This is a genomic window from Shigella flexneri 2a str. 301, from assembly GCF_000006925.2.
In the GTDB taxonomy this organism is placed as follows: Bacteria; Pseudomonadota; Gammaproteobacteria; order Enterobacterales; family Enterobacteriaceae; genus ECMA0423.
In genome coordinates this window covers 2,566,600-2,592,863 of sequence record NC_004337.2, presented here as the reverse complement: position 1 = coordinate 2,592,863, position 26,264 = coordinate 2,566,600, and the positions used below count along the sequence as shown (strand labels likewise).

Here is a 26,264-nt window from a genome sequence, read left to right as displayed (position 1 = left end):
CCGTCAGTGCTCCTTACAGACCGGTTAACCAAAAGACCCATGCAAGCGCAGCAAGGCTGAAGCCAAGCCAGGTCACATGGTGAATGAGTAAAAAACGCCCGCGTGCCAGCGTGTTTTCTGCGATTGAGGCCAGTACAAAAATCAGCAAAACCTTGAGCAGCGTAACGACAAGTGAAGTCAGCAGGCAGGCGAGAGAAAGTTCTTGCGCGCGCCCAAAGGGCAGAAACAGGGCCACAAACAGTGCTGCCATCACGACCTGTTTCAGCCCCAGCCCCCATTTCGCTAGCGCCAGCCCGGCACCGGAATATTCGGTCAGCGGGCCTTCCTGTAATTCCTGTTCTGCTTCAGCAACATCAAAGGGAATTTTTCCCATCTCAATGAAGCAGGCAAAACCACAGGCCAGTAACGCCAGTACGGTGGTTAGCGGCGAGTTCCAGCCCATAGCCAGCGTATTGCTGATCATCTCGATATGCGTGGAACCTGCTATCAGCGCCAATACCAGCAGTGAGAGAATAAGCATTGGTTCGACCAGAATGCCGAGCGTCAACTCGCGACTGGCACCGACTCCCGCAAACGGACTTCCGGTATCCAGCCCGGAAAGAGCAAAGAAAAAACGAAACAGGGCAAGAAGATAGATAAGGGTGATCAGATCGCCGCCGCCCGCAAAAGGGGAAACGGTAATAAATAGTGGTAAGGCCATCGCCAGCACCAGCATGCTGCTGATTAATACCCACGGCATCAGGCGGAACATCAGACCTGAAGATGTCGGCGCAACTTCCTGGCGTTTAAACAGTTTGTGGATATCGCGATAATCCTGCCAGATCCCCGGCCCGCGGCGGGAGTGCATACGCGCGCGTATCTGCCGGGAAATACCCGTAAAAAGTGGGGTTAGCATCAGCAGAATCACGGCCTGTGCTAACGCAAAAATGACCAGATATCCGTCGCAAAGAGTTTGTCTCATGGTGATTTCCTTAGACGGCAATAGCGATTAGCAGCACAACCAGTGCGGCGACCACATACAGGCAATAGAGACGAAAGTCGCCGCTTTGCAGATGCTGTATTTCTTTGACCAGCCGTTGGGTGGCGCTCACGATGGGGCGGATCACCCGCTCATCCCAGAAGGGTTCTGTGCTCTGAGCCCTGGCGGTGACGTGCGCAAGACCTTTATTTAGCCTCAGCGTAGGGTCGAGCTGTTGTCGTAGACGAAATAACGCAGAGAAGACCACACGCAGCGGCTGCATCACGCCATTGCCTGACGGAGCCATCGCGTTTTCCCAGCCGTAGCCGCATGCCCAGGCATCTCCTGTGCGACGAAACGCTGCGCGGCGCGAACGACACCACAGCCAGTAAAGGCCTGGCAGCAAAGGCATCGCCAGTAGTAACAGCAACAGTAATGAAGGAGTGACCCGTGTATGAAACGTGCCGGGTACAAGTGCTATTCCGCTGGCGACAGTGACGGGAGGGGTATTGGTAAACGCATGGGCAATATGCATTATCTTCGGTGCCAGCCAACTGGCACTAAGCGCAATTAATACGCAGAGTGCCGCGAGCAGTAGCATGGCGACGATCATCGTATTTGGCACTTCCTGTGCCTCTTCAGCGTGTGTACTGCGCGGCGCACCACAGAAAGTAATACCGTACATTTTGACGAAGCACATTACTGCCAGCCCACCAGTGACTGCCAGCATTACCATAGCAATAGGACCCGCAAGTTGTAGCGCTACGGCTTCCACACGACTTAGTGAGAACAGCGACTGCCAGGTGTACCATTCGCTGATAAAACCATTCAGCGGAGGAATGGCTGATATCGCGAGGCAACCAATCAGGCATGCTGCGGCTGTCCACGGCATCCGTTTCGCCAGTGCCCCCATTTTTTCCATGTCGTGGGTATGCAAACGCGAAATAATCGCGTCCGCGCCGAGAAATAGCAGCCCTTTGAACAGCGCATGGTTGAGCAGATGAAACAGTGCGCCGAGCAGTCCAACCACGGTGAGCAGCGGGTCGTGCAGTGACAGACCGTCCATCGCCACACCGACTGCCAGCAAAATAATGCCGACGTTTTCGACGGTACTCCAGGCCAGCAGCCGTTTGATATCCTGTTCCGCCAGCGCATATAGCACGCCCAGGAGCGCGGAGATTGCGCCGATCGCCATCACCAGAATGCCCCACCACAGAGGCAAACCCGTTTGCGCCAGCAGATCCATCGCTACTTTCAGGATGCCGAAAATACCGATTTTGACCATTACGCCAGACATCAACGCCGAAGCGTGCGATGGTGCGGCAGGGTGAGCGCGCGGCAACCAGCTGTGCAACGGCATCATCCCGGCTTTCGCGCCAAAACCGAAAAAGGCCAGCAGAAACACCGCCGACGCCAGCCCCGGAGAAAGTGAAAGCGTGCGAAACTGGCAAAATCGAGGCTGCCGCTTTCGCGCCCCATCAGCAAGAAGGCGATCATAATCAGCACCGATCCGGCGTGGGCGATAAAAAAGTAGAGCATGCCAGCGTTGATCGACGTTTTATCCTGCCTGGCAATGACCAGAAACCAGGAAGACAGCGACATCATTTCAAACAGCACGATGAACCAAAAAGCGTTGTCCATCACCAGCAGGGCAACCATCGATGCGATGAAAAGATTCATAAAGAAGCCCATCGCCGCCGCGCCTTTGCCCTCGTATTCGCGCATATAAGTCAATGAATAGAGCGAACAAACCACCACCAGCAAGGAGATAACTAGCACCATAAATGCCGAGAGGCTATCCATTCGCAGGGTTAAATCGGCAAAGTCAAAAGGGGTGGCAAAATGGGCGACTAAAGTTACACCAGCATGTAATTGCGTAATTCCGCTGATGATGCCAATCACGCCGCCCACCAGCGATGTGATGCCGGAAAGCTTAATAGCCAGTCTGTCCAGACCGAGTAAAAACAGCGAAGCCAGACTGGCAAACAGATAGAGGATCAGCGACCAGGTTAATAATTGCAGGGCATCCATTAGTGTTGCTCCTGAGTGAGGGAAAGGGGAGACTCCCCGCCATTGGCAAACCAGCTTGCGGCAAGGCGCTGTTTTTCTTTCATCTGACGTTGCAGGCTATCGTCGGTGATCAGCCGTAACGCCTGATTCGGGCAAGCGCGAACGCAGGCCGGACCTTCTGGCAAGAAATCACACAGGTCGCATTTCACCGCGACGGTCTGGACACCCGGTTCCCAGCGCAGCAACGCATGTTGGGGCGGCACGTTTTCTTCGCCGTCTTTGAGTGAGCCTTCAGCCTGAAAAACATATTGCGCATGGGCATTCACCGGACGGCTTCCTGAAGCGCTGATTGCGCCAAATGGGCAGACCACGGCGCAAAGCTTGCAGCCAATACAGAGGCTTTCGTTGAGTTGGATCGCATCATCCCTCTGAGAGATGGCATTGACCGGGCAGACCTGCAGGCAAGGGGCTTCCTCACAGTGATGACACACGACAGGGGCAGTGATTGTTGACGTCTTCGCCAGGGCCAGGCGCGGGTGTTGCTGTAAACCTTGCGTTTTATGCACGTCCGAACAGGCAGCGAGACAGGTATTACATCCTGTACACCACAGTGGTTCGGCCACCACAAAGCGGTTCATGTCGGCTCCTTGAAAATGATATGAAACATTGCATTTCATATTGTATAAAGGATGCCATTCTGATTAACTCAATCTATTCAATAAGTTATGTATTAACTGGATTCTGAACGGTACAAAAATGATGGTCATTAACGTTCAGCAAAAAATGGATTCGACACCCGTGTCGCAGGGGAAAGCGAGAATGTGATCTTGATCACGAGAAGTGAGGTATGCTGGCCGCAAGCGCAGCCAGCACGGAATGGAGCAAAGTAATCAGGCGTGTTCTTTCAGCCAGTTCAGCACAACGTCGTGGTGATTGCTGGTTTTGAAATCGTCAAAGACATGTTCGATTTTGCCATCAGCGTCAATCAGGAAGCTGATGCGATGAATACCATCGTAGGTTTTGCCCATGAAGGACTTTTCACCCCAGACGCCGAATTGTTCGCACACCTGGTGGTCCTCATCAGACAGGAGCGTAAAGTTAAGCAGCTCTTTTTCCGCAAAACGGGAGAGTTTTTCGGGTTTATCGGTGCTGATACCCAGCACATCAACGCCCGCTTTTTTCAACTCATCCATGTTATCGCGTAAGCCGCAGGCCTGTACGGTACAGCCGGGGGTCATGGCTTTCGGGTAGAAATAAACCAGAACACGCTGTCCCTGGAAGTCGGTCAAATTAACTTGTTCTCCGTCTTGATCCGGCAAGCTAAATTTCGGTGCGATATCACCGGCTTTCAGTGGATTCATTACTTAACTCCATCCTGTTCATCATGTTGGGAATAATTGACGACGTTAATACTGCCTTGTGCATTGAGTTCTGTACATAGGGCTTTGAACGCTTGCTCAATATTTGCTGCGTCCGCAGATGCGGGGCTGTGGGCGGTTATCTGAATATGCAACTGCGCAGCCCGTTCATTTTCAGCAGGTTGTGTGCGCGACACCAGCTCCGCAATGTTCATATGATGCGCGTCGAAAAGTGCTGTGAAGCGTTCAATTAAATGCGGGGAGTCTGCAACATCGACCTGAACCCAGACAGATGCTGGCATTGGCGGACGCGGACGCGCCGTCGTGCGCTTCATCACGATTAAAAGATCCAGTTCGGCACCTTTCAACGGTAACGTTGATTCAATCAGAGTGATGGCATTCCATGAACCGGAAAGCAGCATGATAAACGTGAACTCTTCTCCCAGCATCGCCAGGCGACTGTCTTCAATATTACAGCCGCAACTACTGACATGACGGGTGATGGTGTTCACAATTCCAGGGCGATCGGCACCCAACGCAGTGATCACCAGATAATGTTGCGATGACAGTGTCAAACTGGTTATTCCTTTAAGGGGTGAGTTGTTCTTAAGGAAAGCATAAAAAAATCATGCATACAACAATCAGAACGGTTCTGTCTGCTTGCTTTTAATGCCATACCAAACGTACCATTGAGACACTTGTTTGCACAGAGGATGGCCCATGTTCACGGGAAGTATTGTCGCGATTGTTACTCCGATGGATGAAAAAGGTAATGTCTGTCGGGCTAGCTTGAAAAAACTGATTGATTATCATGTCGCCAGCGGTACTTCGGCGATCGTTTCTGTTGGCACCACTGGCGAGTCCGCTACCTTAAATCATGACGAACATGCTGATGTGGTGATGATGACGCTGGATCTGGCTGATGGGCGCATTCCGGTAATTGCCGGGACCGGCGCTAACGCTACTGCGGAAGCCATTAGCCTGACGCAGCGCTTCAATGACAGTGGTATCGTCGGCTGCCTGACGGTAACCCCTTACTACAATCGTCCGTCGCAAGAAGGTTTGTATCAGCATTTCAAAGCCATCGCTGAGCATACTGACCTGCCGCAAATTCTGTATAATGTGCCGTCCCGTACTGGCTGCGATCTGCTCCCGGAAACGGTGGGCCGTCTGGCGAAAGTAAAAAATATTATCGGAATCAAAGAGGCAACAGGGAACTTAACGCGTGTAAACCAGATCAAAGAGCTGGTTTCAGATGATTTTGTTCTGCTGAGCGGCGATGATGCGAGCGCGCTGGACTTCATGCAATTGGGCGGTCATGGAGTTATTTCCGTTACGGCTAACGTCGCAGCGCGTGATATGGCCCAGATGTGCAAACTGGCAGCAGAAGGGCATTTTGCCGAGGCACGCGTTATTAATCAGCGTCTGATGCCATTACACAACAAACTATTTGTCGAACCCAATCCAATCCCGGTGAAATGGGCATGTAAGGAACTGGGTCTTGTGGCGACCGATACGCTGCGCCTGCCAATGACACCAATCACCGACAGTGGTCGTGAGACGGTCAGAGCGGCGCTTAAGCATGCCGGTTTGCTGTAAAGTTTAGGGAGATTTGATGGCTTACTCTGTTCAAAAGTCGCGCCTGGCAAAGGTTGCGGGTGTTTCGCTTGTTTTATTACTCGCTGCCTGTAGTTCTGACTCACGCTATAAGCGTCAGGTCAGTGGTGATGAAGCCTACCTGGAAGCGGCACCGCTTGCGGAGCTTCATGCCCCGGCTGGAATGATTTTGCCGGTGACCTCCGGTGATTATGCAATCCCGGTGACCAACGGTAGTGGTGCTGTCGGTAAGGCGCTGGACATTCGTCCACCAGCCCAGCCGTTGGCACTGGTTTCTGGCGCGCGTACCCAGTTCACGGGCGATACCGCTTCATTGCTGGTGGAAAATGGTCGTGGCAATACTCTGTGGCCGCAGGTGGTTAGCGTGCTGCAGGCGAAAAACTACACCATCACCCAACGTGATGATGCTGGTCAGACACTGACCACCGATTGGGTACAATGGAACCGTCTGGACGAAGACGAGCAGTATCGTGGTCGTTATCAAATCTCTGTTAAGCCGCAGGGTTATCAGCAGGCGGTTACGGTTAAACTGCTGAACCTGGAACAGGCGGGCAAACCGGTTGCAGACGCGGCTTCCATGCAGCGTTACAGCACGGAGATGATGAACGTTATTTCCGCCGGTCTGGATAAATCTGCCACTGACGCCGCGAACGCTGCGCAAAATCGTGCCTCCACCACTATGGACGTACAAAGTGCAGCTGATGACACCGGTTTACCAATGCTGGTCGTACGCGGGCCGTTCAATGTGGTTTGGCAACGTCTGCCAGCGGCGCTGGAAAAAGTGGGCATGAAAGTGACCGACAGCACCCGTTCGCAGGGCAACATGGCCGTAACTTATAAGCCGCTGTCTGACAGCGACTGGCAGGAACTGGGCGCGAGCGATCCAGGCCTGGCATCCGGTGACTATAAACTGCAGGTTGGCGATTTAGATAACCGCAGCAGCCTACAGTTCATCGATCCGAAAGGTCATACTCTGACTCAGAGTCAGAACGACGCGCTGGTAGCTGTCTTCCAGGCTGCGTTTAGCAAGTAAAAATACAGGGCTGGAATCATCCGGCCCTTTTTTCTGATATGATACGCAAACGTGTGCGTCGGCAGGAAAACGCGATTTTAGCGGTAATTCGCACGAAATTTGTTTGTCGGACGTAGTTCGGATAAGGCGTTCACGCCGCATCCGACAAAACATCCGGCACACCAGACAGCAAAAGATTTTAAAACGTTAATTCACACCCAGGAGTGATAAAGATGCAAAAGCAAGCTGAGTTGTATCGTGGTAAAGCGAAAACCGTATACAGCACGGAAAACCCGGACCTGTTGGTGCTCGAATTCCGCAATGATACGTCAGCAGGGGATGGCGCGCGCATTGAGCAGTTTGATCGCAAAGGTATGGTGAACAACAAGTTCAACTACTTCATTATGAGCAAACTGGCTGAAGCGGGTATCCCGACTCAAATGGAGCGTCTGCTCTCCGATACCGAATGTCTGGTGAAAAAGCTGGATATGGTGCCGGTTGAGTGTGTCGTGCGTAACCGTGCTGCTGGCTCTCTAGTGAAACGTCTTGGAATCGAAGAAGGTATTGAGCTGAACCCGCCGCTGTTCGATCTGTTCCTGAAAAACGATGCCATGCACGATCCGATGGTCAACGAATCTTACTGCGAAACCTTTGGCTGGGTGAGCAAAGAGAACCTGGCGCGTATGAAAGAGCTGACCTACAAAGCGAACGACGTGCTGAAAAAACTGTTCGATGATGCTGGTCTGATTCTGGTCGACTTCAAGCTGGAGTTTGGTCTGTACAAAGGTGAAGTGGTACTGGGCGATGAGTTCTCCCCGGACGGCAGCCGCCTGTGGGACAAAGAAACACTGGAGAAAATGGACAAAGACCGTTTCCGCCAGAGCCTCGGTGGCCTGATCGAAGCCTATGAAGCCGTCGCCCGCCGCCTGGGTGTACAGCTGGACTGATTTTTCTGTTCATCATCTTGCCGTGCAGCTGGCACGGCAAGACAACCGCTCTCGGAATATATGCATTGAACGCTCATTCCTCCGCCATTTCATCCCGCTTTCCTGTGGTAATCTTCCTCTGAACCACCTACGATCATTTCTATAATGAATATATTGTTGAGGTATCTATGCGTTGGCAAGGGCGACGTGAAAGTGACAATGTTGAAGACAGGCGCAACAGCTCTGGCGGTCCGTCAATGGGCGGTCCCGGTTTCCGTCTGCCGAGCGGTAAAGGCGGGCTGATTTTACTGATAGTCGTGCTGGTTGCAGGCTACTATGGCGTTGATTTAACCGGGTTGATGACCGGGCAGCCGGTTTCTCAACAACAATCAACGCGGTCAATTAGCCCTAATGAAGACGAAGCCGCAAAATTCACCTCGGTGATTCAGGCAACCACGGAAGACACCTGGGGACAACAGTTCGAAAAGATGGGTAAGACCTATCAGCAACCGAAGCTGGTCATGTACCGTGGAATGACGCGCACCGGCTGCGGGGCGGGCCAGTCCATTATGGGGCCGTTCTATTGCCCGGCGGATGGCACAGTTTATATCGATCTCTCCTTCTATGATGACATGAAAGACAAACTTGGCGCGGATGGCGATTTTGCCCAGGGGTACGTTATCGCCCATGAAGTCGGTCATCATGTGCAGAAACTGTTAGGCATCGAGCCGAAAGTTCGTCAACTGCAACAAAACGCGACGCAGGCGGAAGTAAACCGCTTATCTGTGCGTATGGAACTCCAGGCCGACTGTTTTGCCGGTGTCTGGGGGCATAGTATGCAGCAGCAAGGCGTTCTGGAAACTGGCGATCTGGAAGAGGCGCTGAATGCGGCGCAGGCCATCGGCGATGACCGTTTACAACAGCAAAGTCAGGGGCGAGTAGTACCAGACAGTTTCACACATGGCACTTCTCAGCAACGCTACAGCTGGTTTAAACGTGGTTTCGACAGCGGCGATCCGGCACAATGCAATACTTTTGGTAAAAGCATTTAATTTCCGGGGCAGGGATGGCTGAACTGACTGCGCTTTACACATTAACAGCGCAAATGAAACGTGAAGGGATCTGCCGCTTGCTGGTGTTGAGCGGGGAAGAGGGTTGGTGTTTTGATCATGCTCTTAAGTTGCGTGATGCCTTACCTGGCGACTGGCTGTGGATTTCGCCGCAGCTAGATGCTGAAAACCACTGTTCACCCTCGGCGCTACAAACTTTACTTGGGCGCGAGTTCCGGCATGCGGTATTCGACGCCCGCCACGGCTTTGATGCCGCTGCCTTTGCAGCACTTAGCGGAACGTTGAAAGCGGGAAGCTGGCTGGTTTTGTTACTCCCTGTATGGGAAGAGTGGGAAAACCAACCTGATGCCGACTCGCTGCGCTGGAGTGATTGCCCTGACCCTATTGCGACGCCGCATTTTGTCCAGCATCTCAAACGCGTACTTACGGCGGATAACGACGCTATCCTCTGGCGGCAAAACCAGCCGTTCTCGTTGGCGCATTTTACTCCCCGTACTGACTGGCACCCCGCGACCGGCGCACCACAACCAGAACAACAGCAACTCTTACAGCAGCTACTGACCATGCCGCCGGGCGTGGCAGCGGTAACGGCTGCGCGTGGGCGCGGTAAGTCGGCGTTGGCAGGGCAACTCATTTCTCGTATTGCGGGCAGTGCGATTGTCACCGCGCCCGCAAAAGCGGCAACGGATGTACTGGCACAATTTGCGGGCGAGAAGTTTCGCTTTATTGCACCGGATGCCTTGTTAGCCAGCGATGAGCAAGCCGACTGGCTGGTGGTCGACGAAGCCGCAGCCATACCTGCGCCGTTGTTGCATCAACTGGTATCGCGTTTTCCTCGAACGTTGTTAACCACTACGGTGCAGGGCTACGAAGGTACCGGACGTGGTTTTTTGCTGAAATTTTGCGCTCGCTTTCCGCATTTACACCGTTTTGAACTGCAACAGCCGATCCGCTGGGCACAGGGATGCCCGCTGGAAAAAATGGTTAGTGAGGCACTGGTTTTTAACGATGAAAACTTCACCCATACACCACAAGGCAATATCGTCATTTCCGCATTTGAACAAACGTTATGGCGAAGCGAGCCAGAAACGCCGTTAAAGGTTTATCAGTTATTGTCTGGTGCGCACTACCGGACCTCGCCGCTGGATTTACGCCGGATGATGGATGCACCAGGGCAACATTTTTTACAGGCGGCTGGCGAAAACGAGATTGCCGGGGCGTTGTGGCTGGTGGATGAGGGCGGATTATCTCAAGAACTCAGTCAGGCGGTATGGGCAGGTTTTCGTCGCCCGCGGGGTAATCTGGTGGCCCAGTCGCTGGCGGCGCACGGCAGCAATCCACTGGCGGCGACATTGCGCGGAAGGCGGGTTAGCCGGATAGCAGTTCATCCGGCTCGTCAGCGGGAAGGCACAGGGCGACAACTTATTGCTGGAGCTTTGCAATATACGCATGACCTCGACTATCTTTCGGTGAGTTTTGGTTACACTGGGGAGTTATGGCGTTTCTGGCAACGCTGCGGTTTTGTGCTGGTGCGGATGGGTAATCATCGGGAAGCCAGCAGCGGTTGCTATACGGCGATGGCGCTGTTACCGATGAGTGATGCGGGTAAACAGCTGGCTGAACGTGAGCATTACCGTTTACGTCGCGATGCGCAAGCTCTCGCGCAGTGGAATGGCGAAATGCTTCCTGTTGATCCACTAAACGATGCCATCCTTTCTGACGACGACTGGCTTGAACTGGCCGGTTTTGCTTTCGCTCATCGTCCGCTATTAACATCGTTAGGTTGCTTATTGCGTCTGCTACAAACCAGTGAACTGGCATTACCGGCGCTGCGTGGGCGTTTACAGAAAAACGCCAGTGACGCGCAGTTATGTACCACACTTAAACTTTCAGGCCGCAAGATGTTACTGGTTCGCCAGCGGGAAGAGGCCGCGCAGGCGCTGTTCGCACTAAATGAGGTTCGCACTGAGCGTCTGCGCGATCGCATAACGCAATGGCAATTTTTTCACTGACTCCTTCAATTTTCTCCCATGGTCATTGTGAGTCAGCGGCGTAAAATTAATGACATCAGTTAAGGAGTTCGCCATGAAACATGACCATTTTGTTGTTCAAAGCCCGGATAAACCTGCACAACAGTTGTTACTGCTTTTCCACGGTGTCGGGGATAACCCGGTGGCAATGGGGGAAATAGGCAGCTGGTTTGCACCGCTGTTTCCTGATGCGCTGGTGGTGAGTGTCGGTGGCGCGGAGCCGAGCGGTAATCCGGCGGGGCGTCAGTGGTTTTCAGTGCAGGGTATTACGGAAGATAATCGCCAGGCGCGTGTGGATGCCATCATGCCGACGTTTATTGAAACGGTACGCTACTGGCAGAAACAGAGCGGAGTAGGGGCTAACGCCACGGCGCTAATTGGTTTCTCACAAGGCGCGATTATGGCGCTGGAGAGCATTAAAGCCGAACCGGGCCTTGCTTCGCGCGTCATTGCCTTTAACGGACGCTATGCGAGCCTGCCGGAGACCGCGTCTACAGCCACGACAATTCACTTGATTCATGGTGGTGAAGATCCGGTTATCGATCTGGCGCATGCAGTTGCGGCGCAGGAAGCGTTAATCAGTGCCGGTGGTGACGTGACGCTGGATATCGTGGAGGATTTAGGCCATGCGATCGACAATCGCAGTATGCAATTTGCCCTGGATCACTTGCGTTATACCATTCCGAAACATTATTTCGACCAAGCGCTAAGTGGCGGTAAGCCTGGCGATGATGATGTGATTGAAATGATGTAAAAGACAGATTACCTGGCCTGATAAGACGCGTGAGCGTCGCATCAGGGATCGTTCACCATTGCCGGATGCGGCGTTAACGCCTTATCCGGCCTACGGTTGAGCACTCAGCTTACTTCTTCGGTTGATCCTTTTTCGGCCAGTCGTCGTCATCGTCCCACTTATCGTTGAAATCACGATGCGGGGGAAGCTCCGGCTTGTTGGCGAGAAATTTCTTATGGTCGACGCGCTTGAGATCTTTAATCACGTTCAGCAGGACGCCTACCAAAAAGACAATCACCAGAATCCACCAATATTTAGCCAGCCAGTCCATGCTTATTTCCTCTTGCAGAACCACTCATCACGCGACGAGCTGTTCCATGATACGTTGATACATACGGGCAAGTAGCTGCAGGTCGGCAGCGTTCACACATTCATTAATTTTATGAATAGTGGCATTGACCGGCCCGAGTTCCACCACCTGCGCCCCCATGCGAGCAATAAAGCGCCCGTCGGACGTTCCGCCTGTGGTCAGTAGCTGCGGTTTAATTTCATTATAGTGCTCAACCGCGTTAACGACCGCATCCACCAGTTTACCGCGCGCGGTCAAAAATGGCTGCCCGGAAAGCCACCAATCCACCGTATAGCGCAGTTGATGTTTTTCAAGCAGGGCAAGTACCTGCGCTTTGATCATCTCATCAGTCAGTTCGGTGCTGAAGCGGAAGTTAAACTGCACAAACAGTTCACCCGGAATAACATTGTTACTGCCCGTTCCCGCCTGAATATTGGCAATCTGCATACTGGTCGCCGGGAAGAATTCATTGCCCTGATCCCACTCAATAGCCACTAATTCATTAAGGAAAGGTGCTGCGCGATGTACCGGATTGTCAGCCAGATGTGGGTAGGCAACATGCCCCTGAACGCCATGAATGGTGAGGTTGCAGGTTAACGATCCGCGACGACCATTTTTCACCACATCACCTACCACTTCGATACTCGACGGTTCGCCGACCAGGCAGTAATCGAGACGCTCATTACGTGCCATTAACGCCTCGACGACTTTTACCGTACCGTTGTGGGCACTGGCTTCTTCATCAGAAGTGATCAGAAATGCCAGTCGCCCCGTATGGTTGGGATGTTGTGCGACAAAACGTTCTGCTGCTACCACCATCGCCGCCAGCGAGCCTTTCATATCTGCCGCACCGCGCCCGAATAACATGCCGTCACGAATGGTGGGTTCAAACGGCGGATTGATCCAACGATCGGCGTCGCCAGGCGGCACCACGTCGGTATGCCCGGCAAAGGCTAACGTTTCACCTTGCCCACGCCATGCCCAAAAATTCTGCGTATCGGCAAAATCCATGCGTTCAACGGTAAAACCGATCGCCTGCAAACGTTCAATCAACAAAGCCTGACATCCTGCGTCATCAGGACTCAGGGAAGGGCGGCGAATAAGCTGTTGTGTCAGCTCAATAACCGGGCACGACATAGACTACACCTCATGGAAAAATTGCTGATAACTGGAATCACTGAAACCCAGCAGCATAGGCTTACCAGGCGCGCAGAGCAATGGACGTTTGATAATTGCAGGCATTTCAGTCATTAATGCCGCCGCAGAGGCCGCATCGGTGATTTTATTGCGGGTAGTTTCGTCCAGTTTACGCCAGGTTGTACCACGGGTGTTGAGTAACGCTTCCCAGCCTAATTCGTTGATAAAACCGTTCAATAATTCGCTGTCCAGCCCATCGACGCGGTAATCATGAAAACGATAGTCGATGTTATTGGCTTCCAGCCAACGGCGAGCCTTTTTAATGGTGTCACAATTTTTGATGCCGTAAAGTGTAACCATAATGAATCCTTTTTCGATTTATGAGAATAAATACTCATTTAAGGGTGAAAACATTTTGCCTGCAAATGATTATCAGAAAATATAACATTATCGAAGTATTCAAATTAACAACTATTAAATAATATTAAACATTTTTAACGTAAACATTAAGAATATTCATCTTGTTATCTGTCTGTATTTTAACCAGAATTAAATCAGTATTAGATGCCGTATGAATATCTCGAAATGTTGCTGTGTATCACATACAAATTATCACCGCAGGACCATAGTATTTACATAAGGTTTGTCCCCCGGAGGTAGTCATCGCAGCAATCGAGTAAATTAGCTTCACCACGGTATATTGTTTCCGTAGAATACCCATAATTATAAGAGAGGTTGTTATGATTGAACGTGAACTGGGGAACTGGAAAGACTTTATCGAAGTTATGCTTCGTAAGTAATTCCTGAGACAAAGTATAAACAGCAAGAACCCGCTGAGCAGGTTCTTAATCGGAAAGTTGAAAAAGGCGACACATTGGCATGTCGCCTTTTTTATTGCTTATTCCGGGCGCGGCTTCAGCGGGAAGCGGCGGCGCACCAGCACAAAGAACAGCGGCACGAAGTAAATAGCCAGAATAGTAGCTGAAATCATCCCGCCCATTACGCCAGTACCCACCGCATGCTGACCACCGGAACCGGCACCCGTGCTGGTTGCCATTGGCAATACGCCGAAGATAAATGCCAGCGAGGTCATCAGAATCGGGCGTAAACGCTGACGGCAGGCGTGGAGCGTCGCTTCAAACAGGTCATGGCCTTTTTGGTTCATCTCGTTAGCAAACTCGACGATCAGGATGGCGTTTTTCGCCGATAAACCAATGACCGTTAACAGGCCCACCTGGAAGTAAACGTCGTTTTCCAGCCCGCGCATCCAGGTTGCCAGCAGCGCGCCGATTACCCCCAGCGGCACGACCAGCATTACCGAGAACGGTACCGACCAGCTTTCATACAATGCCGCCAGACACAGGAATACCACCAGCAAGGAAATGGCGTACAGCGCCGGAGCCTGCGCGCCGGAAAGCCGCTCCTGATACGACATCGCCGTCCACTCCAGACCAAAGCCGTTTGGCAGCTGCTTCACTAACGATTCCATAATATCCATCGCCGTACCGGTACTGACCCCCGGTGCGGCTTCCCCAACAATCTCAACCGCAGAATAACCGTTATAGCGTTCCAGACGCGGCGAGCCTGTTTCCCAGCGTGAGGTCGCGAAAGCAGAGAAGGGCACCATGCCGCCATCTTTATTTCGGACATACCAGAGATTGATGTCATCTGGCAGCATGCGATACGGCGCAGCTGCCTGCACATAGACTTTCTTCACGCGACCGCGATCCATAAAGTCATTCACATAGCTCGAACCCCAGGCGGTTTGCAGTGTGTCGTTAATATCGTCGATATCAACGCCCAGCGCCTGAGCTTTACGCTGGTCGATATCAATCTGCAACTGCGGACTGTCATCGAGGCCGTTATGGCGCACACGGGTTAGCTCCGGGTTTTCCGCCGCCAGCGCCAGCAACTGATTACGTGCTGCCATCAGCGCATCGTGACCCGCTCCAGCGTGGTCCTGCAACTCCATATCAAAACCTGCAGAACTACCAAGACCGCTAATTGCTGGTGGGCTGCTGGCGATAACGCGAGCTTCTTTAATTTGGTTAAACGCCTTCGTTGCACGCTCGATAATGGCAAACGAGGTGCCGGTCTTACTGTCGCGTTCGCTCCAGTCTTTCAGGCGGATAAACATTCTCGCCACGTTTTGCCCGTTACCCCCAGGGCCAGAACCAACGGTGGCAAACACCGACATGATGTTGTCTTTTTCATGGGTGAAGTAATATTTCTCGATTTGCTCAACGACTTTCAGGGTCTGTTGTTGGGTTGAACCGCTGGGCAATTGTACCGAGGTAGTAAACATGCCCCGGTCTTCCAGCGGTAAGAACGACGTCGGCAAACGCAGGAACAGGAACACCATGCCGCCAAGCAGCAGGACATAAATCACAATCCAGCGCAGGCTACGGTGGAGAATTTTCGCCACCCCTTTTTCGTAGCGTTCGGCGTTGCGGTTAAACATCTGGTTAAACCAGGCAAAAAAACCTTTTTGCCCGTGATGCTCACCTTTTTTCAGTGGCTTAAGTAGCGTGGCACACAGAGCCGGAGTGAGGAGCATCGCTACCAGTACTGACAGCACCATCGCCGCAACAATGGTAATAGAGAACTGGCGATAGATGGCACCGGTGGTGCCGCCGAAGAAGGCCATTGGTACAAATACCGCCGAAAGCACCATCGCAATCCCGACCAGTGCCCCCTGGATCTGCCCCATCGATTTACGTGTGGCTTCGCGAGGAGTGAGTCCTTCCTCACTCATAATACGTTCGACGTTTTCCACCACCACGATGGCGTCATCCACCAGCAGACCGATCGCCAGCACCATCGCGAACATGGTTAAGGTGTTGACGCTGTAACCGAAGGCGTAAAGTACGGAGAAGGTTCCCATCAACACCACCGGCACGGCGATAGTGGGTATCAGCGTGGCGCGGAAGTTTTGCAGGAACAGATACATAACGAGGAAAACCAGAGCGATAGCTTCCAGCAGCGTTTTCACCACGTCTTCAATGGAGGCTTTAACAAACGAGGTGGTTTCATACGCCACCTTGTATTCCAGTCCGTGCGGGAAATACTGCGCCAGCTCGTCGAGACGATTGAGCACCAGCTCCGCTGTCGCCATTTCGTTTGCGCTGGAGGCCAGTTTTACCCCCAACCCGGAGGCTGGCTTACCATTGAAGCGGCTAAGATAATCGTATTTCTCCGCCCCCATTTCGACGGTGGCGACATCGCCCAGCCTTACCTCTGAGCCGTCCTGATTCACCCGCAAGGTGATATCGCGGAACTGTTCTGGTGTTTGCAGCAGTGACTGGGCGTTAATGGTGGCGTTGAGCGCCTGCTTATCGACGGAAGGTGTACCACCAAGTTGCCCAACCGCAATCTGCGCGTTCTGTGACTCAATGGCATCAGTGACATCTTTAGCCGTCATCTGGAAACTGTTGAGTTTCGCCGGGTCCAGCCAGATACGCATGGAATATTGCGAACCATAGGCATCGATATCCCCGACGCCATTCACGCGGCTTAACGGGTCCTGAATATTACTGGCAACATAATCAGCAATATCCTGTTTATCCATCGAGCCATCGGTAGAGACGAAGGCAATGGTCAGAATGTTGGTATCGCCGGTTTTACGCACCGTCACGCCCTGATTTTGCACCGCCTGCGGTAACTTTCGCATGGCTGATTGCAGCTGGTTTTGTACTTGCTGCACGGCTTCGTCCGGATCGGTGCCTGCTTTAAAACTTAAAGTGACAGATGCCTGACCGGTGCCACTGCTCTGAGATGACATATACATCAGATTATCGAGGCCGGTCATATTTTGCTCGATAACCTGGGTCACGGTGTTTTCCAGCGTCTGGGCCGATGCGCCGGGATAGTTAGCGGTCACTCGCACATTCGGTGGCGCGAGATCGGGGTATTGTTCAACGGGCAATGAAAAAATCGCCAGGGTACCTGTCAGACACAACAGGATTGTCAGCACCCAGGCAAAAATGGGGCGATCAATAAAGAAATTCGCCATTAAAAGAGGACCTCGTGTTTCTGCGTATTGTTGTAGGCTTGACTTGCTTCACTGTAGCGGCAAGGTACGAGCCAATCGTGGAGAAAAAAAGGAGTTAATGTAAATTATCATGAGATTGCTGACACACTCGCTTACAGGTCAATATGGGCACGTTTTTCCCTCTCGCCTTTAAAGGGAGAGGGCCGGTGTGAGGGTAATTATTTACACCTCAGCCGGCGTGTTCCCCTTCCCCTCACCCTCTGCGGAGCGAAAGCTAATACTCACTAACGTGCCGCCGCCGGAAGGTTGTGAAAAAGTCAGCGTCCCGCCCAGCCGTTCCGCGCGTTCGCGCATGATATTCAGTCCATAATGACCTTCGGGTTCTTTCGGTTCACCGATACCAATCCCGTTATCACGGATATAAACCGTGTGATTGCCGTCCGGCGCGGTGACGCAACTGACGGCGATTTCGCTGGCGTTGGCGTGCTTCATCGCATTCAGCACCGCTTCGCGAATAATTTGCAACAAATGCACCTGCATTTGCGCATCCAGTGCCAGGGTTGGCAGACGGCAGTCGAGGGTCAGTTTAGCGCTGGTTTGATTTTGTAACGTATCCAGCATTTCCCTCAACGCGGAGGGGAGATCCGCCTGCTGCAGCGTCAGGCGGAAAGTAGTCAACAGCTCGCGTAACTGCCGATAAGCATCATTCAACGCCTGGGAAAAATCGGCCATGATACTTTGTGCGGTGGCGTTATCTTCCGGTATCGAACGCTTCAGTAACGTCAACTGGATACGTAAGTAAGAAAGCACCTGAGCCAGCGAGTCGTGCAATTCGCGGGCGATGGTCGCACGTTCTTCCATCAACAATAACTGCTGAAAATGCTTCTGCGCCTGATTAAAGTACAAACCGCGTCCCAGCATCGATGAAACACTGTTAAGCAGCGGTTCTGATGATGAAACGTGACTATTTTGCCAGTGCAGTTCGCCGTAAACCGTCTCTTGCATTGTCACCGGTAAAATCTGCATTGGCAGCTCAGGGTTTGGCTTCCCTTCGCTAATCCGCCAGTTATCCCCAACGTTCAGCTCCAGATATTCAGCTGCTTCATTGTCGCGAACAATCTGCAAAATATGGCGGAAACAATGCACATCAATCTGGCTGGTGTTCAGCGCCTGGGAACACTGCACTGATACAACACCTCCAGACGACGCTTGGTCTCGTGGAGATCGCGGGTCTTTTCTTCTACTGACGCCTCCAGCGAAAGGTACAATTTATGCAGCTCGCTCGACATTTGGTTAAAGGTTTTTGCAAGCAGACCAAGCTCATTCGGCAGACTGGTATCCAGCGGCGGCGAGTCGAACTGCCCGTGTTCAATACGCTGACTGGCGGTAACCAGCTGATTCAGCGGGGCAACCACCTGATGGCGTATGCGGCGCAAAGTAAAAAAGACCAGCGTGAAAATACCGATACCGCCAGCCAGGGAAATCGCCACCACCAGCAGCATTTTGCGTTCAGCGTAGTGCTGTAAAGCCAGCACGAACAGGTCTATCTGATTAACATAATTATTAATATTGGCCTGATACCACGGCAAATCGCCCTTGCTGAGCCGATTATTCATCTCCAGCCAGTTGGCATTCAGATGCGCATAGCGAGTTTTTACTGCTTCTGGCACATACCAGACGTTGAGGTTGGTTAATACCGGTGAATGCAGTGCCTGCTGAAACAACTGGCGATGTGCATTGAGTTGTGGACTGCCACTTTGCAAGTCGTAGCCCAGGCGGTAACTCTGCATACGCAGCGATCCGGCAATATTGATAGCCTCAGCGTCGCGCAAACTGCTCGCCAGAGTTAGCAGAGCGATACCCGTGGAAAGAATCGACAGCAGCACAATGTAAAAAAAGGCCCGGGCCAGACTGGCCGAGACGGGTCGTTTAACAATCACACGCGTCTTCTCCACAAAAAATCATTAATGTTCCAGTTCGCTGAAACGCAATTTAGTCAGTGATGGGATTATTTGATCTGCCACAGTTTATAGCGAAATAGTTACTTATTCTGGGCACATGAACATTGCCGGTTCCCCTGTAAGTCGGGTAATAACAACACTCATATAAAGAATAAGGTTTTTACAACCAAAAAAGAAGGTCGTTATGAATCGTTTTATTATGGCCAACAGTCAGCAATGTCTGGGTTGTCATGCTTGTGAAATCGCCTGTGTCATGGCTCACAATGATGAGCAACATGTCCTGAGCCAACACCATTTTCATCCCCGAATTACGGTTATCAAACATCAGCAGCAACGTAGTGCAGTGACCTGTCACCATTGTGAAGATGCGCCCTGCGCCCGTAGCTGCCCTAATGGCGCAATCAGCCACGTTGATGACAGCATTCAGGTCAATCAGCAAAAGTGTATTGGCTGTAAATCCTGCGTGGTGGCCTGTCCGTTTGGTACGATGCAAATCGTCCTGACACCCGTCGCGGCAGGAAAAGTAAAAGCCACGGCGCATAAATGCGACCTTTGTGCAGGGCGCGAAAACGGTCCTGCCTGTGTCGAGAATTGCCCGGCGGACGCGCTGCAACTGGTCACTGACGTCGCACTCTCCGGCATGGCGAAATCCCGCCGCTTGCGCACCGCACGTCAGGAGCATCAACCGTGGCATGCCAGTACCGCTGCACAAGAAATGCCGGTAATGAGTAAAGTCGAACAAATGCAGGCAACGCCCGCGCGTGGCGAGCCGGATAAACTGGCGATTGAAGCGCGCAAAACCGGTTTTGATGAAATTTATCTGCCATTTCGCGCCGACCAGGCACAACGGGAAGCCTCGCGCTGCCTTAAGTTCGGCGAGCACAGCGTTTGTGAATGGACCTGCCCGCTGCATAACCATATTCCGCAGTGGATTGAACTGGTGAAAGCCGGAAACATCGACGCCGCCGTCGAGCTTTCTCACCAGACCAACACCCTGCCGGAAATTACCGGACGCGTTTGTCCGCAAGACCGTTTGTGTGAAGGTGCCTGTACTATTCGCGATGAGCACGGCGCGGTAACTATCGGCAACATTGAACGCTATATTTCAGATCAGGCGTTGGCGAAAGGTTGGCGTCCTGACTTAAGTCATGTCACCAAAGTGGACAAGCGGGTGGCGATTATCGGGGCAGGTCCGGCAGGGCTGGCCTGTGCGGATGTTCTGACCCGCAATGGCGTGGCGGTGACGGTGTACGATCGCCATCCAGAAATCGGTGGCTTGCTCACTTTCGGCATTCCTTCTTTCAAACTGGATAAATCCCTGCTGGCACGCCGTCGGGAAATCTTCAGCGCGATGGGGATTCACTTCGAACTCAATTGTGAAGTGGGTAAAGATGTCTCTTTGGATTTGCTTTTGGAACAATACGACGCGGTCTTCGTTGGCGTAGGCACTTACCGTTCCATGAAAGCGGGTTTACCCAATGAAGATGCGCCGGGCGTTTATGACGCGCTGCCGTTCCTCATTGCCAACACTAAACAGGTGATGGGGCTCGAAGAGCTACCGGAAGAGCCGTTTATCAATACCGCCGGACTTAACGTCGTGGTACTGGGCGGCGGCGACACCGCGATGGACTGTGTGCGTACTGCGCTGCGCCACGGCGCGAGTAACGTCACCTGCGCTTATCGTCGTGATGAAGCTAACATGCCAGGCTCGAAGAAAGAGGTGAAGAACGCCCGCGAAGAGGGGGCCAACTTCGAATTTAACGTCCAGCCGGTGGCGCTTGAGCTGAATGAGCAAGGTCACGTTTGCGGAATTCGTTTCCTGCGCACGCGTCTTGGCGAGCCGGATGCCCAGGGGCGTCGGCGACCTGTACCGATTGAGGGCAGTGAATTTGTCATGCCAGCCGATGCGGTGATTATGGCGTTTGGCTTCAATCCACACGGGATGCCGTGGCTGGAGTCGCACGGTGTAACGGTAGACAAATGGGGCCGCATCATCGCGGATGTGGAAAGCCAGTACCGTTACCAGACCACCAATCCGAAAATCTTCGCCGGTGGCGACGCCGTGCGTGGTGCGGATCTGGTGGTTACCGCAATGGCAGAAGGACGTCATGCGGCACAGGGGATTATTGACTGGCTGGGGGTAAAATCAGTCAAATCTCACTGATAGCCTGCGCAGACAAACCCGACTTCACAGCGTAATATAATTGTTCATTTCGCGCTGTGGAGTCGGTATGACGCAACAAATCACCCTCATTAAAGACAAAATTCTCTCCGATAACTATTTCACCCTGCACAACATTACTTACGATCTCACGCGCAAAGATGGCGAAGTTATCCGCCATAAACGTGAAGTTTACGATCGCGGTAATGGTGCGACGATCCTCCTGTACAACGCGAAGAAAAAGAGCGTGGTTCTGATTCGTCAGTTCCGTGTCGCTACCTGGGTTAATGGCAATGAAAGCGGGCAGCTGATTGAAACCTGCGCCGGGCTGCTGGATAACGACGAACCGGAAGTGTGCATTCGTAAAGAAGCGATTGAAGAGACGGGCTATGAAGTGGGCGAAGTGCGCAAATTATTTGAACTGTATATGTCGCCTGGCGGTGTGACTGAGCTAATCCACTTTTTTATCGCCGAATACAGTGACAATCAGCGCGCTAACGCCGGTGGCGGTGTTGAAGATGAAGATATTGAAGTGCTCGAGCTGCCGTTCAGCCAGGCGCTGGAGATGATCAAAACCGGCGAGATACGTGACGGTAAGACGGTGTTATTGCTTAACTATTTGCAAATGTCACATTTAATGGACTGAAAAATAGCAATAATATTTCGTTGTTTATTATTGGCTCAATCCGACAAATCCGATTGAGCCGCGCTACCTGCGCAACGAAGATACGACTTGTGCTGTTTGTTTGAACTTCTGGGGTCGTACCGTCCATGCGCTATCGCATTTTCCTTCTCTTTTTTTTCGCTTTGTTGCCGACGTCTTTGGTGTGGGCGGCACCAGCGCAACGGGCGTTTTCCGACTGGCAGGTCACCTGTAATAATCAAAATTTTTGTGTGGCGCGCAATACGGGCGATCATAATGGACTGGTGATGACCCTGAGCCGCAGCGCTGGGGCGCATACCGATGCCGTTTTACGTATTGAGCGCGGTGGGTTGAAGTCGCCGGATGCGTCTGAAGGGGAGATAGCGCCACGGCTGCTATTAGATGGTGAGCCGTTGGCATTAAGTGGTGACAAGTGGCGGATTTCACCATGGTTATTAGTAACCGATGATACGGCAACCATCACCGCGTTTTTGCAGATAATTCAGGAAGGGAAGGCGATCACCTTACGCGACGGCAATCAGACCATTTCTCTGAGCGGCTTAAAAGCGGCGTTGTTGTTTATTGATGCTCAGCAAAAGCGCGTTGGCAGTGAAACCGCGTGGATCAAGAAAGGGGACGAACCGCCTCTCAGCGTACCGCCCGCGCCTGCGCTGAAAGAGGTCGCGGTGGTTAACCCAACGCCGACGCCACTCTCACTCGAAGAACGTAACGATTTGCTGGATTATGGAAACTGGCGGATGAATGGTCTGCGCTGCTCGCTTGATCCGTTACGTCGTGAGGTGAATGTCACTGCGCTGACCGATGATAAAGCACTGATGATGATTAGCTGTGAGGCAGGGGCCTATAACACCATTGATTTGGCATGGATTGTGTCGCGTAAAAAGCCGCTAGCCTCGCGCCCGGTTCGGTTGCGTTTGCCGTTCAACAACGGCCAGGAGACGAATGAACTGGAACTGATGAACGCAACATTTGATGAGAAATCGCGTGAACTGGTGACCTTAGCGAAAGGGCGCGGATTAAGCGATTGTGGCATTCAGGCGCGCTGGCGCTTTGACGGTCAGCGTTTTCGCCTGGTGCGTTACGCCGCAGAACCTACCTGCGATAACTGGCATGGGCCAGACGCCAGGCCCACGTTGTGGATCACCCGTTAAACAAAATCGCAGATGCGGCCCTAAAAAGCGCACGGACCGTCCCCTCGCCCTTCTGGGGAGAGGGTTAGGGTGAGGGGAACATACAGCATCCGGCGATCACCATCAGGCACCTTTCACTCCCAGCACCTTATGCGCTTTTGCCACAATATTCTCGGCGGTAAAGCCAAAGAACGGGAACAGCTTATCCGCCGGAGCAGATTCCCCGTAACCCGTCATCCCGACAATTGCCCCTTTCAGACCAACATACTTGTACCAGTAATCGGCAATACCTGCTTCCACCGCCACGCGAGCCGCAACGTTAGAAGGCAACACCGACTCCCGATATTCCTCATCCTGGGCGTCGAAAATATCGGTCGAGGGCAGGGAAACTACGCGTACATTGCGACCTTCTCCTGCTAATTTCTCTGCCGCTTGCAGGGTAATTTCCATCTCTGAACCGGTGGCAATCAGAATAATATCTGGCTTACCGCCGCTGTCTTTCAGCACATAACCGCCACGAGCAATCTCTTTAACCTGATCCGGCGTACGTTCCACCTGGGCCAGATTCTGCCTTGAGAGGATCAGTGCCGTCGGTCCGTTGTGGCGCTCAACCGCCAGCTTCCAGCCCACCGCCGCTTCCATCTGATCGCACGGTCGCCAGGTGCTGAAATTTGGCGTTAAGCGCAGGCTGGCCAGTTGCTCAACAGCCTGGTGCGTCGGACCATCTTCGCCCAGGCCAATTGAGTCGTGGGTATAAACCATAATCTGCCGCGCTTTCATCAGTGCCGCCATCCGCGCGGCGTTACGGGCGTATTCAACAAACATCAGGAACGTCGCGGTATACGGCACAAAGCCGCCGTGGTGCGCGATGCCGTTGGCGATAGCGGTCATGCCAAATTCACGCACCCCGTAGTGAATGTAGTTGCCCGCCGGATCTTCCTTCAGCGAAACAGAACCTTTCCAGATGGTCAGGTTGCTGGGAGCCAGATCCGCCGAACCGCCGAGCAACTCAGGCAGCATCGGCCCGTAAGCGTTAAGCGTATTTTGCGAAGCCTTACGGGTAGCGATTTTCGCCGGATTTGCCTGTAACTCATTGATATATTTCTGAGTCGTTTTCTCCCAGTCCTTCGGTAAACCACCGCTCATCCGTCGGGGAAACTCTTCTGCCAGTTGCGGATGAGCCTTTTTATAGGCGGCAAACTTCTCATTCCAGCTCTGCTGCGCTTTTTCGCCTTTTTCACGGGCATCCCAGGCGTGATAAATCTCTTTAGGGATCTCAAATGGCGGATGGTGCCAGCCCAGTTTTTGCCGTGCCAGCGCCACTTCTTCTTCCCCCAGTGGTGCGCCGTGCGCCTCTTCCTTACCTGCTTTATTCGGCGAACCAAAGCCAATCACCGTACGGCAGATAATCAGCGACGGCTTATCTTTCACGCTTTGCGCTTCAAGGATCGCTTCCTTCACCGCCTGCGGATCGTGACCGTCGATTTCATGGATCACATGCCAGTGATAGGCTTCAAAACGTTTTGCCGTATCGTCGGTAAACCAGCCTTCTGTTTCACCGTCGATGGAAATACCGTTGTGATCGTAAAAACCAATCAGCTTGCCTAGTCCCAGCGTGCCTGCCAGCGAACAGACTTCGTGGGAAATACCTTCCATCAGGCAGCCGTCGCCCATAAACACATAGGTGAAGTGATCGACGATCTCATGGTCTGGCTGGTTAAACTGCGCCGCCAGTGTACGCTCTGCTATCGCCAGCCCGACGGCGTTCGCCAAACCTTGTCCAAGCGGGCCGGTGGTGGTTTCAACGCCTGGCGTATAGCCAATCTCCGGGTGGCCTGGGGTTTTCGAATGCAACTGACGGAAGTTCTTCAGTTCTTCCAGCGGCAGGTCGTAACCGGTCAGATGTAGCAAACTGTAGAGCAGCATCGACGCGTGACCGTTGGAAAGAATAAAGCGGTCGCGATCATACCAGGTTGGGTCGGTAGGATTATGTTTAAGAAAATCGTTCCACAGCACTTCGGCAATATCAGCCATGCCCATCGGCGCGCCGGGATGACCAGAATTGGCTTTTTGTACAGCATCCATACTGAGTGCGCGAATCGCATTGGCAAGGTCTTTTCGGGACATATAACACTCCGTGGCTGGTTTATAGTTTGGCGGCAAGAAGATCTTCCAGTTTGCGTTGATCAACAGCGAACAGACGAATGCCTTCAGACAGTTTTTCTACCGCCATCGCATCCTGATTGTGCTCCCAACGGAACTCCGCTTCGCTCATGGGTGCTGGGCGTGGGAACGTCTGAGAAGGCGGGATTAATTTACGTACCACTGGAGAAACTTTTTCCTGCAGCTCCTTCAGCAAATTCGGTGCGATAGTCAGTCGATCGCAGCCGGTTAAGGCGAGGATTTGTTCGGTGCGACGGAAGCTCGCGCCCATCACAATGGTTTCATAGTGGTGTTGCTTATAGTAGTCGTAGATATTGCGCACCGATTTAACGCCCGGATCTTCTTCCACCACATACGGGTCCATCGGCTTGCGTGCCTGATACCAGTCATAAATACGCCCTACAAACGGCGAAATCAGAAAAACGCCTGCTTCCGCACAGGCCCGCGCCTGGGTAAAAGAAAACAGCAGCGTCAGGTTGCAGTTAATACCTTCTTTTTCCAGCTCTTCGGCCGCGCGAATTCCTTCCCAGGTCGAAGCCAGTTTGATCAAAATGCGTGATTTCTCAACGCCTTGTTGCTGATACAAGTCCACCAGATGGCGCGCCTTCTCAATACTCTTTTCTTTATCAAAAGAGAGGCGTGCATCAACTTCTGTTGACACGCAACCGGGTACGATTTTGAGAATTTCAGCACCGAAATTGACCGCCAGTTTGTCACACGCTGCGACCACCTGTTGTTCCTGGGTCTTGCCATTTTTTTTACCCCAGGCGATAGCATCGTCTATTAAATGCTCATATTGTGATAATCCGGCAGCCTTGAGTAACAGCGAAGGATTAGCGGTGGCATCCTGGGGATGATAATGGCGAATGGACTCAATATCGCAGCTGTCTGCCACGACAGTGGTGAACTGTTTGATGCCGTCTAACTCGTTCATAGGAAATACTCCTTGAAAAGTAAAGTGTTAGATGAGTGCGTTAATTCACACTTCTGAGAA

Annotated in this window: 19 protein-coding genes, 2 pseudogenes and 2 other annotated features; of the genes and pseudogenes, 9 read left to right on the top strand and 12 right to left on the bottom strand. The window is 52.5% G+C overall.

Annotated features, from left to right (window positions below; all coding sequences use genetic code 11):
* Window positions 1–13: 13 nt before the first annotated feature.
* The 5 genes and pseudogenes from hyfC to gcvR all read right to left on the bottom strand — a co-directional run bounded on the left by hyfC (window position 14) and on the right by gcvR (window position 4,901).
* Window positions 14–961 (bottom strand): hydrogenase 4 membrane subunit, encoded by a 948-nt coding sequence (gene hyfC / locus SF2526; protein NP_708321.1) that lies wholly within the window; start codon window positions 959–961, stop codon window positions 14–16.
* Between the two features lie 10 nt (window positions 962–971).
* Window positions 972–2,989, bottom strand: a sequence feature (Similar to Escherichia coli K12 hydrogenase 4 membrane subunit gi: 1788827 (673 aa). BLAST with identity of 98% in 673 aa. This CDS contains an in-frame stop codon. The sequence has been checked and is believed to be correct.).
* Window positions 972–2,989, bottom strand: a pseudogene (gene hyfB / locus SF2525). (Overlaps the previous feature by 2,018 nt.)
* Window positions 2,989–3,606: a hydrogenase 4 Fe-S subunit gene (hyfA, locus tag SF2524; protein NP_708320.1), complete on the bottom strand. Its 618-nt coding sequence runs from the start codon at window positions 3,604–3,606 to the stop codon at window positions 2,989–2,991. Before hyfA ends, hyfB begins: the two are co-directional and overlap by 1 nt.
* Before the next feature lie 252 nt (window positions 3,607–3,858).
* Entirely contained in the window at window positions 3,859–4,329 is a 471-nt protein-coding gene (gene bcp / locus SF2523) for a thioredoxin-dependent thiol peroxidase (protein ID NP_708319.1), read from the bottom strand.
* On the bottom strand, window positions 4,329–4,901 hold the full coding sequence (gene gcvR, locus SF2522) for a glycine cleavage system transcriptional repressor (protein NP_708318.1): 573 nt from the start codon (window positions 4,899–4,901) through the stop codon (window positions 4,329–4,331). Before gcvR ends, bcp begins: the two co-directional genes overlap by 1 nt.
* Before the next feature lie 145 nt (window positions 4,902–5,046).
* Between gcvR and dapA the strand changes: the two genes are divergently transcribed.
* The 6 genes from dapA (at window position 5,047) to ypfH (ending at window position 11,735) form a co-directional block, all read left to right on the top strand.
* The gene (gene dapA / locus SF2521) at window positions 5,047–5,925 is read left to right on the top strand and encodes a 4-hydroxy-tetrahydrodipicolinate synthase (protein NP_708317.2); all 879 of its coding nucleotides are present in this window, start codon (window positions 5,047–5,049) and stop codon (window positions 5,923–5,925) included.
* Between the two features lie 16 nt (window positions 5,926–5,941).
* On the top strand, window positions 5,942–6,976 hold the full coding sequence (gene nlpB, locus SF2520; protein NP_708316.2) for a lipoprotein: 1,035 nt from the start codon (window positions 5,942–5,944) through the stop codon (window positions 6,974–6,976).
* A gap of 212 nt (window positions 6,977–7,188) precedes the next feature.
* The gene (gene purC, locus SF2519) at window positions 7,189–7,902 is read left to right on the top strand and encodes a phosphoribosylaminoimidazole-succinocarboxamide synthase (RefSeq protein ID NP_708315.2); all 714 of its coding nucleotides are present in this window, start codon (window positions 7,189–7,191) and stop codon (window positions 7,900–7,902) included.
* 167 nt (window positions 7,903–8,069) lie between these two features.
* On the top strand, window positions 8,070–8,933 hold the full coding sequence (locus SF2518) for a hypothetical protein (RefSeq protein ID NP_708314.1): 864 nt from the start codon (window positions 8,070–8,072) through the stop codon (window positions 8,931–8,933).
* Window positions 8,934–8,947: 14 nt separating this feature from the next.
* A complete protein-coding gene (gene ypfI / locus SF2517) occupies window positions 8,948–10,963 on the top strand; it encodes a hypothetical protein (RefSeq protein ID NP_708313.1) in 2,016 nt (671 codons plus the stop codon).
* A gap of 73 nt (window positions 10,964–11,036) precedes the next feature.
* Complete coding sequence (ypfH, locus tag SF2516; RefSeq protein ID NP_708312.2) at window positions 11,037–11,735, top strand: hydrolase; 699 nt, start codon at window positions 11,037–11,039, stop codon at window positions 11,733–11,735.
* Window positions 11,736–11,844: 109 nt separating this feature from the next.
* Here the strand turns inward: ypfH and SF2515 are convergent, their stop codons facing one another.
* From SF2515 to narQ, 5 genes and pseudogenes are all read right to left on the bottom strand, one after another.
* Entirely contained in the window at window positions 11,845–12,069 is a 225-nt protein-coding gene (locus tag SF2515; protein NP_708311.3) for a hypothetical protein, read from the bottom strand.
* A gap of 3 nt (window positions 12,070–12,072) precedes the next feature.
* Window positions 12,073–13,200: a succinyl-diaminopimelate desuccinylase gene (gene dapE, locus SF2514; protein ID NP_708310.1), complete on the bottom strand. Its 1,128-nt coding sequence runs from the start codon at window positions 13,198–13,200 to the stop codon at window positions 12,073–12,075.
* A gap of 3 nt (window positions 13,201–13,203) precedes the next feature.
* On the bottom strand, window positions 13,204–13,560 hold the full coding sequence (gene yffB, locus SF2513; protein NP_708309.1) for a reductase: 357 nt from the start codon (window positions 13,558–13,560) through the stop codon (window positions 13,204–13,206).
* Window positions 13,561–14,098: 538 nt separating this feature from the next.
* A complete protein-coding gene (gene acrD, locus SF2512) occupies window positions 14,099–17,212 on the bottom strand; it encodes an aminoglycoside/multidrug efflux system (protein ID NP_708308.1) in 3,114 nt (1,037 codons plus the stop codon).
* Window positions 17,213–17,442: 230 nt separating this feature from the next.
* Window positions 17,443–19,131: a sequence feature ('Similar to Escherichia coli K12 sensor for nitrate reductase system, protein histidine kinase (acts on NarP and narL) gi: 1788812 (567 aa). BLAST with identity of 97% in 563 aa. This CDS contains an in-frame stop codon. The sequence has been checked and is believed to be correct.'), on the bottom strand.
* Window positions 17,443–19,131, bottom strand: a pseudogene (gene narQ, locus SF2511). Its footprint overlaps the feature before it by 1,689 nt.
* Window positions 19,132–19,336: 205 nt before the next feature.
* Between narQ and yffG the strand changes: the two are divergent.
* The 3 genes from yffG (at window position 19,337) to SF2508 (ending at window position 23,128) form a co-directional block, all read left to right on the top strand.
* The gene (yffG, locus tag SF2510) at window positions 19,337–21,316 is read left to right on the top strand and encodes an oxidoreductase Fe-S binding subunit (RefSeq protein NP_708307.1); all 1,980 of its coding nucleotides are present in this window, start codon (window positions 19,337–19,339) and stop codon (window positions 21,314–21,316) included.
* A 67-nt stretch (window positions 21,317–21,383) separates the two neighbouring features.
* Entirely contained in the window at window positions 21,384–21,959 is a 576-nt protein-coding gene (yffH, locus tag SF2509; protein ID NP_708306.1) for a GDP-mannose pyrophosphatase NudK, read from the top strand.
* 125 nt (window positions 21,960–22,084) lie between these two features.
* Window positions 22,085–23,128 carry a hypothetical protein gene (locus SF2508; RefSeq protein NP_708305.2) on the top strand — a complete coding sequence of 348 codons (1,044 nt, stop codon included), beginning with the start codon at window positions 22,085–22,087 and terminating at the stop codon, window positions 23,126–23,128.
* 102 nt (window positions 23,129–23,230) lie between these two features.
* Here the strand turns inward: SF2508 and tktB are convergent, their stop codons facing one another.
* Window positions 23,231–25,234: a transketolase gene (tktB, locus tag SF2507; protein ID NP_708304.2), complete on the bottom strand. Its 2,004-nt coding sequence runs from the start codon at window positions 25,232–25,234 to the stop codon at window positions 23,231–23,233.
* Window positions 25,235–25,253: 19 nt separating this feature from the next.
* Window positions 25,254–26,204, bottom strand: coding sequence for a transaldolase A (gene talA, locus SF2506; protein ID NP_708303.1), 951 nt, complete (start codon window positions 26,202–26,204; stop codon window positions 25,254–25,256).
* Window positions 26,205–26,264 lie beyond the last annotated feature (60 nt).

Coding starts and splice junctions, on each gene's coding strand:
- ypfH (NP_708312.2), top strand. CDS start 11,037: ATGAAACATGACCATTTTGTTGTTCAAAGCCCGGATAAACCTGCACAA.
- hyfA (NP_708320.1), bottom strand. CDS start 3,606: ATGAACCGCTTTGTGGTGGCCGAACCACTGTGGTGTACAGGATGTAAT.
- acrD (NP_708308.1), bottom strand. CDS start 17,212: ATGGCGAATTTCTTTATTGATCGCCCCATTTTTGCCTGGGTGCTGACA.
- yffB (NP_708309.1), bottom strand. CDS start 13,560: ATGGTTACACTTTACGGCATCAAAAATTGTGACACCATTAAAAAGGCT.
- purC (NP_708315.2), top strand. CDS start 7,189: ATGCAAAAGCAAGCTGAGTTGTATCGTGGTAAAGCGAAAACCGTATAC.
- SF2508 (NP_708305.2), top strand. CDS start 22,085: ATGCGCTATCGCATTTTCCTTCTCTTTTTTTTCGCTTTGTTGCCGACG.
- SF2518 (NP_708314.1), top strand. CDS start 8,070: ATGCGTTGGCAAGGGCGACGTGAAAGTGACAATGTTGAAGACAGGCGC.
- bcp (NP_708319.1), bottom strand. CDS start 4,329: ATGAATCCACTGAAAGCCGGTGATATCGCACCGAAATTTAGCTTGCCG.
- hyfC (NP_708321.1), bottom strand. CDS start 961: ATGAGACAAACTCTTTGCGACGGATATCTGGTCATTTTTGCGTTAGCA.
- ypfI (NP_708313.1), top strand. CDS start 8,948: ATGGCTGAACTGACTGCGCTTTACACATTAACAGCGCAAATGAAACGT.
- yffH (NP_708306.1), top strand. CDS start 21,384: ATGACGCAACAAATCACCCTCATTAAAGACAAAATTCTCTCCGATAAC.
- talA (NP_708303.1), bottom strand. CDS start 26,204: ATGAACGAGTTAGACGGCATCAAACAGTTCACCACTGTCGTGGCAGAC.
- yffG (NP_708307.1), top strand. CDS start 19,337: ATGAATCGTTTTATTATGGCCAACAGTCAGCAATGTCTGGGTTGTCAT.
- dapE (NP_708310.1), bottom strand. CDS start 13,200: ATGTCGTGCCCGGTTATTGAGCTGACACAACAGCTTATTCGCCGCCCT.
- tktB (NP_708304.2), bottom strand. CDS start 25,234: ATGTCCCGAAAAGACCTTGCCAATGCGATTCGCGCACTCAGTATGGAT.
- dapA (NP_708317.2), top strand. CDS start 5,047: ATGTTCACGGGAAGTATTGTCGCGATTGTTACTCCGATGGATGAAAAA.
- nlpB (NP_708316.2), top strand. CDS start 5,942: ATGGCTTACTCTGTTCAAAAGTCGCGCCTGGCAAAGGTTGCGGGTGTT.